At 71.6% G+C, this 15276-nt stretch carries 6 protein-coding genes, 1 tRNA gene and 5 pseudogenes; 10 read left to right on the top strand and 2 right to left on the bottom strand.

The genetic code is table 11. The features are described from left to right. Positions 1 to 25 precede the first annotated feature (25 nt). From trpB to pyk, 8 genes and pseudogenes are all read left to right on the top strand, one after another. Positions 26 to 1299 (top strand): annotated as a pseudogene (trpB, locus tag QUE40_RS09080) (tryptophan synthase subunit beta). After that, on the top strand, positions 1296 to 2099 hold the full coding sequence (trpA, locus tag QUE40_RS09075) for a tryptophan synthase subunit alpha (RefSeq protein ID WP_289232944.1): 804 nt from the start codon (positions 1296 to 1298) through the stop codon (positions 2097 to 2099). Before trpB ends, trpA begins: the two are co-directional and overlap by 4 nt. Then, a complete protein-coding gene (locus QUE40_RS09070; protein WP_289232943.1) occupies positions 2096 to 2560 on the top strand; it encodes a MauE/DoxX family redox-associated membrane protein in 465 nt (154 codons plus the stop codon). Before trpA ends, QUE40_RS09070 begins: the two co-directional genes overlap by 4 nt. Positions 2561 to 2689: 129 nt before the next feature. Continuing rightward, the gene (locus QUE40_RS09065; RefSeq protein ID WP_142005364.1) at positions 2690 to 3430 is read left to right on the top strand and encodes a DsbA family protein; all 741 of its coding nucleotides are present in this window, start codon (positions 2690 to 2692) and stop codon (positions 3428 to 3430) included. A gap of 13 nt (positions 3431 to 3443) precedes the next feature. Continuing rightward, a pseudogene (gene lgt / locus QUE40_RS19845) lies at positions 3444 to 4190 on the top strand (prolipoprotein diacylglyceryl transferase); the annotation flags it as partial. 326 nt (positions 4191 to 4516) lie between these two features. Beyond that, a pseudogene (gene gltB / locus QUE40_RS09055) lies at positions 4517 to 9053 on the top strand (glutamate synthase large subunit). Next, a pseudogene (locus tag QUE40_RS09050) lies at positions 9046 to 10505 on the top strand (glutamate synthase subunit beta). The pseudogenes gltB and QUE40_RS09050 overlap by 8 nt, the downstream one beginning before the upstream one ends. 74 nt (positions 10506 to 10579) lie before the next feature. Next, a pseudogene (gene pyk, locus QUE40_RS09045) lies at positions 10580 to 12044 on the top strand (pyruvate kinase). 213 nt (positions 12045 to 12257) lie between these two features. Here pyk and QUE40_RS09040 read toward each other — a convergent pair. Beyond that, a tRNA-Leu gene (locus tag QUE40_RS09040) sits at positions 12258 to 12331 on the bottom strand. Positions 12332 to 12389: 58 nt separating this feature from the next. Then, positions 12390 to 13073 carry a hypothetical protein gene (locus QUE40_RS09035; protein ID WP_289232942.1) on the bottom strand — a complete coding sequence of 228 codons (684 nt, stop codon included), beginning with the start codon at positions 13071 to 13073 and terminating at the stop codon, positions 12390 to 12392. 95 nt (positions 13074 to 13168) lie between these two features. Between QUE40_RS09035 and QUE40_RS09030 the strand changes: the two genes are divergently transcribed. Together QUE40_RS09030 and QUE40_RS09025 are read left to right on the top strand one after the other, a co-directional pair. Continuing rightward, positions 13169 to 13789, top strand: coding sequence for an ANTAR domain-containing response regulator (locus tag QUE40_RS09030; RefSeq protein WP_236022329.1), 621 nt, complete (start codon positions 13169 to 13171; stop codon positions 13787 to 13789). Between the two features lie 207 nt (positions 13790 to 13996). Continuing rightward, the gene (locus tag QUE40_RS09025; protein WP_289232941.1) at positions 13997 to 15223 is read left to right on the top strand and encodes a branched-chain amino acid ABC transporter substrate-binding protein; all 1227 of its coding nucleotides are present in this window, start codon (positions 13997 to 13999) and stop codon (positions 15221 to 15223) included. Positions 15224 to 15276 lie beyond the last annotated feature (53 nt).

Below are 15276 nucleotides of genomic sequence, written 5' to 3'. Positions count from 1 at the left end.
CAACGACACCGCGAGCACCGAGGCGATGATCAGCGAGACGACCACCGAGCGGCTGGGCCGGTTCGGCGACTTCGGCGGGCGCTACGTCCCCGAGGCGCTCGTCGCGGCGCTGGAGGAGCTCGACGAGCACCGGCAGAAGGCGATGAGCGACCCGGAGTTCCTGGGCGCGCTCGCCGAGCTGCACCGGTCGTACACCGGGCGGCCGAGCATCATCACCGAGGTGCCGCGCTTCGCCGAGCACTGCGGCGGCGCCCGCGTCGTGCTCAAGCGGGAGGACCTCAACCACACCGGCTCGCACAAGATCAACAACGTGCTCGGCCAGGTGCTGCTCACCAAGCGGATGGGCAAGTCGCGGGTCATCGCCGAGACCGGCGCCGGCCAGCACGGCGTCGCGACGGCGACCGGCGCGGCGCTGCTCGGGCTCGAGTGCACCGTCTACATGGGCCGCGTCGACACCGAGCGGCAGGCGCTCAACGTCGCCCGCATGCGGCTGCTCGGGGCCGAGGTCGTCCCCGTCGACCACGGCAGCCGCACCCTCAAGGACGCCGTCAACGAGGCGTTCCGCGACTGGGTCACCAACGTCGACAGCACGCACTACGTCCTCGGCACCGTCACCGGTCCCTACCCCTTCCCCGAGATGGTGCGCGACTTCCACCGGATCATCGGCGTCGAGGCCCGCCAGCAGGTGCTCGACGCGTACGGCCGGCTCCCCGACGCGGTCTGCGCGTGCGTGGGCGGCGGCTCCAACGCGATGGGCATCTTCCACCGGTTCGTCGACGACCCCGACGTACGCCTGATCGGGCTCGAGGGGGCGGCGAGGGTGTCGACTCGGGCCGGCACGCCGCCCGGTTCACCGGCCAGGCCACGCCCGGGGTGCTGCACGGCGCCTACACCTACGTGCTGCAGGACGACGACGGCCAGACGGTCGAGTCGCACTCGGTCTCCGCGGGGCTGGACTACCCCAGCGTGGGGCCCGAGCACGCGTTCCTGCGCGACTCCGGCCGCGCCGAGTACGCCCCGGTCACCGACGACGAGGCGATGGAGGCGTTCGCGCTGCTGGCCCGCACCGAGGGGATCCTGCCCGCGATCGAGTCGGCCCACGCGCTCGCCGGCGCGATGAAGGTCGGACGCGAGCTCGGCCCGGAGGGTCTGGTGCTGGTGAGCCTGTCGGGTCGCGGCGACAAGGACGTCGACACGGCCGCCCGGTGGTTCGGGCTGCTCAGCGGCGAGGAGATCGTCGAGGCCGAGCAGAAGAAGGCCGAGGAACCCGTCGGAGAGTCTGCGGGGAGCGGCGGATGACCGCCGTCTCCGAGGTCCTCGCCCGCGCCAAGGACGAGGGTCGCGCCGCGCTCGTCGGCTACCTGCCGGTCGGCTTCCCCGACGTCGAGGGGTCGGTCCGGGCCGTCCGTGCGCTGGTCGAGTCCGGCGTCGACATCGTCGAGGTGGGGCTGCCCTACACCGACCCGCTGATGGACGGCCCGGTCATCCAGACCGCCGCCACCCGCGCGCTCGAGGGCGGCGTGCGCGTGCGCGACGTGTTCACGGCCGTCCGCGCGGTGCACGAGGCCGGCGCGGCCGCGGTCGTCATGACCTACTGGAACCCCGTCCTGCACTACGGCGTCGACCGGTTCGCCGCCGACCTGTCGGCGGCCGGCGGCTCGGGGCTGATCACGCCCGACCTGGTGCCCGACGAGGCGCAGGAGTGGATCGAGGCGAGCGACCGGCACGACCTGGACCGGATCTTCCTCGTCGCGCCCAGCTCGACCACCGAGCGGCTCAGGATGACCACCGGCGCCGCGCGCGGCTTCGTCTACGTCGCGGCGCTCATGGGCGTGACCGGTGCGCGCACCAGCGTGGGCGACGCCGCGGGTGCGCTCGTCGAGCGCACCCGCGCGGTCACCGACCTGCCGCTGTGCGTCGGGCTCGGCGTGTCCACCCGCGAGCAGGTCGCCCAGGTCGCCGGGTTCGCCGACGGCGTGATCGTCGGCTCGGCGCTGGTGCGCACCCTGGTCGACGCCCCCGACCTCGACACGGGTCTCACCGACCTGCGGGCCCTCGCCCGCGAGCTGGCCGCCGGCGCCCGCGAGGGCGGTCGGTGACCCCACGGGTCAAGGACGCCGTCGGCCTCGTGCTGCGGCTCGTCCTCGGCGGGGTGCTCATCGTCGCGGGCTGGCTCAAGCTGGACGACCTGAGCGGGTCGCGCGCGGCGACCCGGGCGTACCGGCTGATGCCGACCGGCGTCGCCGACCTCGTCGGGACCATGCTGCCGTTCGTCGAGGTGACGCTCGGCGCGCTGCTCGTCCTCGGCCTGCTCACCCGCGGGTCCGCGCTGCTCGGCGGGCTGCTCATGATCGCCTTCGTCGCCGGAATCGCCTCGGCCTGGGCGCGCGGGCTGAGCATCGACTGCGGCTGCTTCGGCGGCGGGGGCCAGGTCGGGGTCGACCAGACGGCATACCTGCAGGAGATCGTGCGCGACGCGGCGCTGGCGCTCGCGGCCGCCTGGCTGGTCGTGCGCCCGCGCACCCCGGCGAGCCTGGACCGGCGGCTGTGGGGCACCTGAGGTCGCACCCGGCGGCCTGATCCGCCGGCCGGTCGCGGGTGGGTCGCCCCACCTGCACGCAGGGGGCCGACCTACCCTTGACGCGGGCGCCGCAGCGGTGCCGTCCCGACGTTCCGCGAGGAGTGATCCGTGCCGCGCCCGGATGCAGCCGACAAGCTCAAGGCCAACCAGCCACCGGAGGGGCCCTCCAAGGTCCTGATCGCCGCGGTGATCGCGGTGGCCCTGGTCATCGTCGGCGGCATCGCCTGGCTGCGCACCGACCCGTTCGGCAGCCTGGATGCCACCCCGCCCAAGGGCGGCAACCCCGCGGGCGCCGGCGTCGTGGCCTACCCGGGCGCCGCGAGGCCGGGCGTCCCCACGGTCGACCTCTACGAGGACTTCCAGTGCCCCGTCTGCGGGCAGCTGGAGGAGCGCAACGGCAGGTCGATCTTCGAGATGGCCAAGGCCGGCGACATCAAGCTGGTGGTGCACCTGATGTCCTTCCTCGACGGCAACCTCGACAACGACTCCTCCAAGCGCGCCGCCAACGCCGCCTTCTGCGCGTCCGACGCGGGCCGGTTCCCCGAGTTCCACGCGGCGGTCTTCGCCGCGCAGCCCGAGCGCGAGGGCGACGGCTACTCCGACGCCACCCTGAAGCAGGCCGCGACCACGGCCGGCATCACCGGCAGCGCGCGCACGACGTTCGACTCCTGCATGGCCGGCGGCACCTACGACGACTACGTCGACGACACCGAGAAGGCCTCCGGCGACGACGGGGTCGAGGGCACCCCCACCGTCCTGGTCGGCGGCGAGCCGCTGGAGGAGACCGCCCTGAAGCGCCTGCTCACCACCCCGAACACCTGGCCTTCGGTCCTGCAGGCCGCCTCGTGAGCACGGAGACGCGATGACCGCCGCGCTGCCCGCCAGCATCCCGAGCCCGACGTCCTCGATCCTGTGGCTCGGTCCGCTGCCGCTGCGGGCGTACGCCCTGTGCATCCTCGCCGGCATCGCCGTCGCCATCTGGCTGTGCGGGCGCCGGCTCGCCGACCGCGGCTACGACCCCGACGAAGCGCTCAACGTCGCCTACTGGGGCGTGCCGTTCGGCATCCTCGGCGGCCGCATCTACCACGTCATCACCACGCCGCAGCCCTACTTCGGCGAGGGCGGCCGCCCGCTCGACGCGGTCAAGATCTGGGAGGGCGGCCTCGGCATCTGGGGCGCCGTCGCGCTCGGCGCGGTCGGGGTGTGGATCGGGTGCCGCCGGGCCGGCATCTCCTTCCTCGACTACGCCGACGCCGCCGTGCCGGGCGTCGCCATCGCCCAGGCGATGGGCCGGGTCGGCAACTACTTCAACAACGAGCTGTACGGCGAGCCCACCACGGTGCCGTGGGCGCTGGAGATCCACCGGATGGGCTCCGACGGGCAGGCGCTGCGCGACGCCGCCGGGCAGCCGATCGTCGAGGGCTACTTCCACCCGACGTTCCTCTACGAGGCGATCTGGTGCCTGGTGATGGCCGCGATCATTCTGCTGCTCGACCGGCGCGGGGTGCTGCGGCGCGGCCAGTCGCTGGCGCTGTACGTCCTGCTCTACCCGATGGGGCGCATCGTCTTCGAGCTGATGCGCACCGACCCGGCCAACCGCATCCTCGGCCTGCGGGTCAACGTGTGGATGTCGATGATCGTCTTCCTGCTCGGCGTCACCCTGTTCTGGCTGTGGCGGCGCAACCCGCCGCGGCCGCGCGCGGGGAGGAGCCGGCCGAGGACGTACCACCGACGGCCGAACGTCCCACATCGTGAGATAGCAGACCAGTTTGTGAGACCCCGGCTGGCGCGAGTAGAGTGTGCAGACCCGACCACGCCGGCCAACGACGTCCTGCTGGTGGACCGCCGATCACTTCGGCGCGACCCCCATCCGGCCAGCCCCGTCACGCAGGCCAAGCAGGGCGCGCGCCGAGGTCCGAGAGACAGGACACGCGCATGGGTCTTGCCCACTTCTCCGCATCGCCGACGGCCCAGGGCCTCTACGACCCCGCCGCCGAGCACGACGCGTGCGGCGTCGCGATGGTCGCCACGATGCGCGGCAGCGCCGGGCACGACATCGTCGACCACGCGCTGACCGCGCTGCGCAACCTCGAGCACCGCGGCGCCACCGGTCACGACCCGGCCGTCGGTGACGGCGCGGGCATCCTCACCCAGGTCCCCGACGCCTTCCTGCGCGAGGTCGTCGACGTCGAGCTGCCGCCGGCGGGGAGTACGCCGTCGGCCTGGTCTTCCTGCCCACCGACCCCGACGAGCAGTGGACCGTCGGCGAGCAGATGGACCGGCTCGCCGCCGAGGAGGGCTGCGCGTGCTCGCCTGGCGCGACGTGCCCACCGACCCCTCGCTGGTCGGCGAGGCCGCGCGACGCACCATGCCCGTCTTCCGCCAGGTCTTCTTCGCCGCGCAGGAGCAAGGCGTCTCGGGCCTGGAGCTGGACCGGCTCGCCTTCTGCGTGCGCAAGCGCGCCGAGCACGAGCTGAAGGTCTACTTCGCGTCGCTGTCCTCGCGCACCCTGGTCTACAAGGGGATGCTCACCACCGGTCAGCTCGAGCCGTTCTTCCCCGACCTGTCCGACGGGCGCTTCGCGACCGAGCTGGCGCTGGTGCACTCGCGCTTCTCGACCAACACCTTCCCGTCGTGGCCGCTGGCCCACCCTTACCGCTACATCGCCCACAACGGCGAGATCAACACCGTCAAGGGCAACCGCAACTGGATGAACGCGCGCGAGTCGATGCTCGCGAGCGACGTGATCCCGGGCGACCTGAGCCGGCTCTACCCGATCTGCACGCCCGGCGCGTCCGACTCGGCGACGTTCGACGAGGTGCTCGAGCTGCTGCACCTGGGCGGGCGCAGCCTGCCGCACGCGGTGCTGATGATGATCCCCGAGGCGTGGGAGAACCACGAGCAGATGGACCCCGCCCGGCGGGCGTTCTACGAGTACCACGCGGCGATCATGGAGCCCTGGGACGGACCGGCCTGCGTCACCTTCACCGACGGCAAGCTGGTCGGTGCCGTGCTCGACCGCAACGGGCTGCGCCCGGGCCGCTACGCCATCACCAGCGACGGTCTGGTCGTGCTGGCCTCCGAGGCCGGCGTGCTCGACCTCGACCCGGAGACCGTCGTGCGCAAGGGCCGCATGCAGCCCGGCCGCATGTTCCTGGTCGACACCGAGCACGGCCGCGTCGTCGGCGACGACGAGGTCAAGGCGCAGCTGGCGGCCGAGCACCCCTACGAGGAGTGGCTGCACGCCGGCATCGTGAAGCTGAGCGACCTGCCCGACCGCGAGCACGTGTGGCACTCGCCGGCCTCGGTCGTGCGTCGCCAGCAGACCTTCGGCTACACCCACGAGGAGCTGCGCATCCTGCTGTCGCCGATGGCCAAGGCGGGGGCCGAGGCGCTGGGCTCGATGGGCACCGACACCCCGATCGCGGTGCTGTCGGACCGGCCGCGGCTGCTGTTCGACTACTTCACGCAGCTGTTCGCGCAGGTCACCAACCCGCCGCTGGACGCGATCCGCGAGGAGCTGGTCACCTCGCTCGGCACGCTGATCGGCGTCGAGCACAACGCGCTCGCGGCCACCCCGGCGCACGCGCGCCAGGTGGAGCTGGACTTCCCGGTGCTCGACAACGACGAGCTCGCCAAGATCGTGCACATCAACCGCGACGGCAACCTGCCCGGCTACGCGACGTACGTCATCCGCGGCACCTACCGCGTCGACGGCGGCGCCTCGGCGCTGCGCGCCCGGCTGCGCGGGATCTTCGCCGAGGTCGACCAGGCGATCGAGGACGGGCACCGGTTCGTCGTGCTGTCCGACCGCGACAGCAACGCCGACTTCGCACCGATCCCGTCGCTGCTGCTCACCGCGGCGGTGCACCACCACCTGATCCGCACCAAGACCCGCACCCAGGTCGGTCTGATCGTCGAGGCGGGCGACGTGCGCGAGGTGCACCACGTCGCGCTGCTCATCGGCTACGGCGCCGCGGCGGTCAACCCCTACCTCGCGATGGAGTCGGTCGAGGAGCTGGTGCGCCAGGGCATCGTCCAGGACGTCAGCGCCGAGCAGGCCGTGCGCAACCTCATCAAGGCGCTCGGCAAGGGCGTGCTGAAGGTGATGTCCAAGATGGGCATCTCGACCGTCGCGTCCTACCGCGGGGCGCAGGTGTTCGAGGCCGTCGGTCTCGCCGACGACTTCGTCGGCGAGTTCTTCACCGGCACCGTGTCGCGGCTGGGCGGCGTCGGGCTCGACGTCATCGCCGACGAGGTCGCGGCCCGGCACGCGACGGCGTACCCCACGAGCGGAGTGCGCAACGCGCACCGCACGCTCGAGGTGGGCGGGGAGTACCAGTGGCGGCGCGAGGGCGAGCCGCACCTGTTCGACCCCGAGACCGTCTTCCGGCTGCAGCACTCCACCCGCAGCCGCCGCTACGACATCTTCAAGCAGTACACCAAGACCGTCGACGAACAGTCCGAGCGCCTGATGACGCTGCGCGGCCTGTTCCGGTTCAAGAGCGACCGGGAGAGCATCTCGATCGACGAGGTCGAGCCGGTGAGCGAGATCGTCAAGCGCTTCTCGACCGGCGCGATGAGCTACGGCTCGATCAGCCAGGAGGCGCACGAGACGCTTGCCGTCGCGATGAACCGGCTGGGCGGCCGCTCCAACACCGGCGAGGGCGGCGAGGACCCCGAGCGGCTGCGCGACCCCGAGCGGCGCTCGTCGATCAAGCAGGTCGCGAGCGGCCGGTTCGGCGTGACCTCGCTCTACCTCACCGAGTCCGACGACATCCAGATCAAGATGGCCCAGGGCGCCAAGCCCGGCGAGGGCGGTCAGCTGCCCGGGCCGAAGGTCTACCCGTGGGTCGCGCGCACCCGGCACTCCACGCCCGGCGTGGGGCTCATCTCCCCGCCGCCGCACCACGACATCTACTCCATCGAGGACCTGGCCCAGCTCATCCACGACCTGAAGAACGCCAACCCGCAGGCGCGGGTGCACGTGAAGCTGGTCGCCGAGTCGGGCGTCGGCACGGTCGCCGCGGGCGTGAGCAAGGCGCACGCCGACGTCGTGCTGATCAGCGGTCACGACGGCGGCACCGGCGCCTCGCCGCTCACCTCGCTCAAGCACGCGGGCGGCCCGTGGGAGCTCGGCCTCGCCGAGACCCAGCAGACGCTGCTGCTCAACGGGCTGCGCGACCGGATCGTCGTGCAGACCGACGGCCAGCTCAAGACCGGGCGCGACGTGGTCATCGCGGCGCTGCTCGGGGCCGAGGAGTTCGGCTTCGCGACCGCCCCGCTCGTGGTCAGCGGCTGCATCATGATGCGCGTCTGCCACCTCGACACCTGCCCGGTCGGCATCGCGACGCAGAACCCCGAGCTGCGCGAGCGCTTCACCGGCAAGCCGGAGTTCGTCGAGACGTTCTTCGAGTACGTCGCCGAGGAGGTGCGCGAGATCCTCGCCGAGCTGGGCTTCCGCTCGGTCGAGGAGGCGGTGGGCCAGGTGCGCGCGCTCGACACCACCCGCGCGGTCGACCACTGGAAGGCCGAGGGACTCGACCTCGCGCCGATCCTGCAGGAGGTGGCGATGCCGTTCGGCGGCGCCCGCCACCACACCACCGAGCAGGACCACGGCCTGCAGAAGGCGCTCGACCAGCAGCTCATCACGATGAGCCAGGACGCCCTGCAGCAGCAGGAGCCGGTGCGCATCGAGGTGCCGATCTCCAACGTCAACCGCACGGTCGGCACGATGCTCGGCCACGAGGTCACCAAGCGCTACCCCGAGGGCCTCGCCGACGGCACCATCGAGGTGTCGCTCAACGGGTCCGCGGGGCAGTCGTTCGGGGCGTTCGTCCCGCGCGGCGTCACGCTGCGCCTGTTCGGCGAGGCCAACGACTACGTCGGCAAGGGCCTCTCCGGCGGCCGCGTGGTCGTACGTCCGTTGCGCGAGGCGTCGCTGGTCGCCGAGAAGAACGCCATCGCCGGCAACGTCATCGGCTACGGCGCCACGAGCGGCGAGATCTTCCTGCGCGGGATGGTCGGCGAGCGGTTCTGCGTGCGCAACTCCGGCGCGACCGCCGTCGTCGAGGGCGTGGGCGACCACGGCTGCGAGTACATGACCGGCGGCACCGTGCTGGTGCTCGGCCCGACCGGGCGCAACTTCGCGGCCGGCATGTCCGGCGGCCAGGCGTACGTCCTCGACCTGGACGAGGACCTCGTCAACCCCGAGCTGGTCGACGTGGTCGGGCTGCGGCCCGACGACATCGCGACGGTCAAGCGGCTGCTGGAGCAGCACCGCGACTGGACCGAGTCGCAGGTCGCGACCAAGCTGCTCGCCGACTGGCCGGCGGCGGTCGAGCGGTTCTCGCTCGTGCTGCCGCGCGACTACCAGCGCGTGCTCGACATCCGCACCGAGGCTGAAGGCGAAGGCCTCGACCCCGACGGCGCCCAGGTCTGGGAGCGCATCATGGAGGCACACCGTGGCTGACCCCCGAGGATTCCTCACCGTTCGCGAGCGCCAGCTGCCGCAGCGCCGGCCCGTGCCGGTGCGCATCAAGGACTGGCGCGAGGTCTACGAGGAGCAGGAGCGCGGCGAGCTGCAGCGCCAGGCCGGGCGCTGCATGGACTGCGGCATCCCGTTCTGCCACCAGGGCTGTCCGCTCGGCAACCTGATCCCCGAGTGGAACGACCTGGCCCGCAAGGGCGAGTGGGACGACGGCATCGAGCGGCTGCACGCCACCAACAACTTCCCGGAGTTCACCGGGCGGCTGTGCCCGGCGCCGTGCGAGTCCGCGTGCGTGCTCGGCATCAGCCAGGACCCCGTCACGATCAAGCAGGTCGAGCTGCGCACCATCGAGGAGGCCTTCGAGGCCGGCACGGTCGTGCCCGAGGTGCCGGAGCGGCTCACCGGCAAGACCGTCGCCGTCATCGGGTCCGGCCCGGCCGGGCTCGCGGCCGCCCAGCAGCTGACCCGCGCCGGGCACACCGTCGCGGTCTACGAGCGGGCCGACAAGCCCGGCGGGCTGATGCGCTACGGCATCCCCGAGTTCAAGATGGAGAAGTCGGTGCTGGACCGGCGGCTGGAGCAGATGACCGCCGAGGGCACCCGCTTCCGCTGCGGCACCGAGGTGGGCAAGGACATCACCGGCGAGCAGCTGCGCCAGCGCTACGACGCGGTGCTGCTGGCCACCGGCGCCACCGTGCCGCGCGGGCTGCCGGTCGAGGGCGGAGACCTCGACGGGGTCGTGCAGGCGATGGACTACCTGCCCGACGCCAACCGGGTCGCGCTCGGCGAGACCGTCGAGGACCAGATCCTCGCGACCGACAAGGACGTCGTCATCATCGGCGGCGGCGACACCGGCGCCGACTGCCTCGGCACCGCCATCCGGCAGGGCGCCCGGTCGATCACGTCGCTGGAGATCATGCCCCAGCCGGGGAGCAGCGCTCACCCGCTCACCCGTGGCCGACGTACCCCATGCTGTTCCGTGTCGCGAGCGCCCACGAGGAGGGCGGCGACCGGGTCTACGCCACCAGCACCAAGCAGGTGCTCGCCGACGAGCAGGGCAAGGTGCGCGCGCTGCGGCTCGTCGAGGTCGAGCGCACCGAGGCCGGCGGCTTCGAGGAGATCGAGGGCACCGAGCGGGAGATCCCCGCGCAGCTGGTGCTGCTCGCGATGGGCTTCCTCGGCCCCGAGGGCGAGGGCATCGTCGAGCAGCTGGAGCTGGAGACCGACGACCGCACCAACATCGCGCGCGACGGGTCCTACCTCACCAACGTCCCGGGCGTGTTCGTCGCCGGCGACGCGGGGCGCGGTCAGTCGCTGATCGTGTGGGCGATCGCCGAGGGCCGCTCGGCCGCGCGCGCGATCGACGCCTACCTCACCGGCGACTCGACGCTGCCGGCTCCGGTGCGTCCGACCGACCGCCCGCTGGCGGTTTGAGGGAGCGCCGAACCTACTCGACCGTACGACGGACACCCCTGGGCGGGTGGTCCGACCTCACTACGCTGGTCACCATGCGTCGCGCCAAGATCGTTGCCACGCTCGGGCCTGCCACGAGCACCTACGAGCGCATCCTGGAGCTGGTCACCGCCGGCATGGACGTCGCTCGGCTGAACCTGTCGCACGGGTCCTACGAGGACCACGAGAAGGTCTACGAGCACGTGCGTCGGGCCAGCGACGAGACCGGCCACGCGGTCGGGATCCTCGTCGACCTGCAGGGGCCGAAGATCCGCACCGGCCGGTTCGCCGAGGGACCGATCGGGCTCGCGCCGGGCGACACGTTCACCATCACGACCGACGACGTCCAGGGCGACCAGGAGCGGGTGTCGACGACGTACAAGGGGCTGCCCGGCGACGTCCGGGCCGGTGACCTGCTGCTCATCGACGACGGCAAGGTGTGCCTGCGGGCCACCGCGGTGACCGGCACCGACGTCGTCTCCGAGGTCGTGGTCGGCGGCACGGTCTCCAACAACAAGGGCATCAACCTGCCCGGCGTCGCGGTGAGCGTGCCGGCGCTGTCGGAGAAGGACGAGGCCGACCTGCGCTGGGCGCTCGGGCTGCGCGCCGACATGATCGCGCTGTCCTTCGTGCGCAGCGCCGACGACATCGCGCGGGTGCACGAGATCATGGACGAGGAGGGTGCGGCTGCCGGTCATCGCCAAGATCGAGAAGCCGCAGGCCGTCGAGAACCTCACCGAGATCGTCCGGGCGTTCGACGCGATCATGGTTGCCCGCGGCGACCTCGGCGTCGAGCTGCCGCTCGAGGAGGTGCCGCTGGTGCAGAAGCAGGCGGTCACCCTGGCCCGCAGCAACGCCAAGCCGGTCATCGTCGCGACCCAGGTGCTGGAGTCGATGATCGAGAACCCGCGCCCCACCCGCGCCGAGGCCTCCGACTGCGCCAACGCCGTGCTCGACGGCGCCGACGCGATCATGCTGTCCGGCGAGAGCAGCGTCGGGGCCTACCCCATCGAGGCGGTGCGCACCATGGCGAGCATCATCGAGTCGACCGAGGAGCACGGCCTCGAGCTGATCCCGAGCCTGGACCACCCGCCGCGCACCAAGGGCGGCGCGGTCACCAAGGCCGCGGCCACCATCGGTGACGTGCTCGACCTGCGGGCGCTCATCGTGTTCACCACCACCGGCGACTCCGCCAAGCGGATGGCCCGGCTGCGCAACCCGCGCCGGATGATCGCGTTCACGCCCAACGCCGAGGTGCGCAGCCAGCTCACGCTGGTCTGGGGCATCGAGACGTTCCTGGTGCCCGAGGTCAAGCACACCGACCAGATGGCCATGCAGGTCGACGAGTCGCTGCTGGCGTGCGCCCGCTGCGTCGAGGGCGACCAGGTCGTCATCGTCGCCGGCTCCCCGCCCGGCATCCCCGGCTCCACCAACGCCCTGCGCGTGCACGTCATGGGTGACGCGAAGAACAAGGTGGCGCCGGCGTACGCCGAGCTCGAGAACGGCGACGCCCCGGAGTAGGCCCCACCCGCCCCGGCATCATCACCGACCCGGCATCGTCGACGGCGGCACCCCATGCTGTTTGGCCGCGTCTCCTCCTCCGGGTCGGCTCGCAGGCTCACCGCCCCGGCATCGTCGACGGCGGCACAGAAACCACGACGGCGGCCCACATGTTTAGTGGTCCGCCGTCGTCGTATGTGCCGCCGTCGTCGCGGCGGGTGATCGGATCGCGAGTGCCCCGAGTGGGATTCGAACCCACACTGTGCGGAGTTTGAGGCCGCCTTCTCTGCCAGTTGGAATACCGGGGCCAGCGCAGCACACGGTAGCCGACCGCCGAGCGGCCACCCAACTGCGTGAAGGTGCCGGTCAGGTCGCAAAGGGGTAGGTGTACCAGCGGTTCATCCGGATGATCTGGTGGCCATCGACGGTGGCATGGTCGAAGTGCACCAGGGAGGCGGTCCTCGGGGTGAAGCGCACCGGAGCGATCTGGCGGTGCGCCGCGACCCAATCGACGAGACCAGACGGATCGGCGATGTCACCCGCTAGGTGAATCACGTTGCTGTAGAAGATGTCTCGCGACATGCCGAGGTCACGCTCGTAGTGCGCGTCGGCTCCGAGCTCGGCCTCCAGGATCTGCATGAGCTGCCACCCCTCGGTCGTCTCGAGCTGGGCCATCACCGAGATCGGGGTGAGAGTGACCCCAGTGAGGGTGAACGTTGGAGCGGTGGTGAGCGCCGTGCTGCGTTCCAGTGCCGCGGCGCACCGACGGACGAACGGATCGCCAGGCCGGGTGGCTCCGCGGCGAGGCTCCAGCGCGCGGAGCGTGATGTGCGCCGCCTCGGGGTGGCCGGTGACGAAATGCCCCGACCCGACGAAGCCCAGGACGGCGCTGGTCAGCGGTAGCAGCGCCCGGGTCAGTTCCGGAGGTTGGTCCATCACCAGGCTGATGGGCCACCGGCCGCCCTCGACAGGGATGGAGTCGCGCTGTGGGCGACCCTCCCTCACGAGCGTCGCGGAGGCTCGGAAGAGTTCATCGAAGCGACTCTGCACCCCCGCATGCTGACATGGGCCTACTTCGCAGATGCCGCCCGGGACGGCCGGGCGACGGTGTCGTACGCGCCGGTAGGCCTGGCTAGGCTGACCCGGTGAGCAGCACCGAGCAGACCCCGCCCAGCTCGTCGCCGACCCAGCTGCGCGTGCTGGTCGCCGAGGACGAGGCGCTGATCCGCATGGACATCGCGGAGATGCTGCGCGAGATCGGCCACGAGGTCGTCGGCGAGGTCGGCGACGGCGAGCAGGCCGTCGCGACCGCGCGCGAGACCGAGCCGGACCTGGTGCTCATGGACATCAAGATGCCGCGCCTGGACGGCATCACCGCCGCCGAGCAGATCGCCGAGGCCAACCTGGCGCCGGTCGTGCTGCTCACCGCGTTCAGCGACGAGCAGCTGGTCGAGCGGGCGCGCGAGGCCGGGGTGATGGCGTACGTCGTCAAGCCGTTCGGGGTCGACGACCTGCGCCCGGCGATCGCGGTGGCGCGAGCCCGCTGGGCCGAGCGGGCAGCGCTGGCCGCCGAGGTCGCCGACCTGGGGGAGCGGCTGGAAACCCGCAAGCGGCTCGACCGGGCCAAGGGCATCCTGATGAAGCGGCTCGACATCGACGAGCCGGCGGCGTTCCGGTGGATCCAGAAGGCCGCGATGGACCGGCGCCTCGGCATGCGCGAGGTCGCCGACGCGGTGATCGACGGGATGGGCGAGCAGCAGTCCTGAGCGCCGCGTCCGTCGCCGCGTAAGGAGTCATCGCCCGCATGGCCGCAGGCCAGGTCTCGGCTTGGTCACGGGGTGACCTCAATCACATCAATCGCCTCCCAGGTCACGAGGGCGCGGGCTAGGTTCCATCCAGCGCGACGGCCTCCCGTGCCGCCGCAACCTCGCTGCCGACCGGCGGCGAAGCGACGTGTGGCTCAGGAGGAACACGTGCGTTCAGTGGTGAAGTACAGCGCCCCGGTGGTCGCAGCGGCGATGCTGCTCTCGGCCTGCGGCTCGCGCGGAGGCGACGGCGAGGGTGCCGGTGCGAGCGGCGGTGAGGGTGGCAACACCAAGACCGTGAAGATCGGCGTCATCGCGCCGCTCTCGGGCGACCTCGCGCCCCTCGGCCTCGGCATCAAGAACTCGGTCGACCTGGCCGTGAAGAAGGCCAACCAGTCCAACCTCGTCCCCGGCGTGAAGTTCGAGGTCGTCGCCAAGGACGACGAGGGCAAGACCGACCCGGCCAAGAACGCCGCGACCCAGCTGGCGGCCGACCCCGACGTCATCGGCGTCGTCGGCACCCTCAACTCCAGCACCGGCCAGGTCGCCTCGCCGGTGCTCAACACGGCCAAGATCGTGATGGTCAGCCCGGCCAACACCAACCCGACGCTGACCCGTGGCGCCGACCCCGCCAACCCCAAGCGGATGTACCCCTACTACTTCCGCACCGCGACCACGGACGCCGTGCAGGGGCCGTTCGCCGCGCGCTACCTGTACAACAAGGCCGGCAAGAAGACCGTCGCGACGATCCACGACAAGAAGACGTACGGCCAGGGCCTGGCCTCGGCGTTCGCCACCGAGTTCAAGAAGCTCGGCGGCAAGGTCGTCGCGCAGGAGACCATCAACCCCGACGACGCCAACTACCAGGCGGCGGTGTCGAAGGTGAAGGGCGCCAACCCCGCGGCGGTCTACTACGGCGGCGAGTTCCCGCAGGCGGGTCCGCTGTCGCAGCAGATGAAGGCGGCCGGTCTCAACGTCCCGCTGATGGGTGGCGACGGCATCTACTCGGCCGACTTCATCAAGCTGGCCGGCAAGTCCGGCGAGGGCGACCTCGCGACCTCGGTGGGTGCCCCGACCGAGAGCCTGGACAGCGCCAAGACGTTCGTCAGCGACTACAACGCGCAGAAGTACCCCGAGCCCTACGAGGCCTACGGCGCCTACTCCTACGACGCCGCGAACTCGATCATCAACGGGCTCAAGAGCGTCTGGAAGAGCGACTCCACCGTCGCCAACGCCCGCACCCAGATGCCCGGCGCCGTCGGCAAGGTCAACTTCGACGGGGTCACCGGCAAGGTCGCCTTCGACAGCTACGGCGACACCACCACCCGCATCCTCACCGTGTACCAGGTGAAGGGCGGCAAGTGGACCCCGGTCAACACCGAAGAGTTCAAGTAGGCCGATAGTCGCGGGCAGTGCGACCGCGGCGGCAGCGAGCGCTGCCCCCGCGG

The organism is Barrientosiimonas endolithica, assembly GCF_030296655.1.
In the GTDB taxonomy this organism is placed as follows: Bacteria; Actinomycetota; Actinomycetes; order Actinomycetales; family Dermatophilaceae; genus Barrientosiimonas; species Barrientosiimonas humi.
Note: the sequence above shows the minus strand (reverse complement) of the source record. Positions and strands in the feature narration are given on the sequence as shown.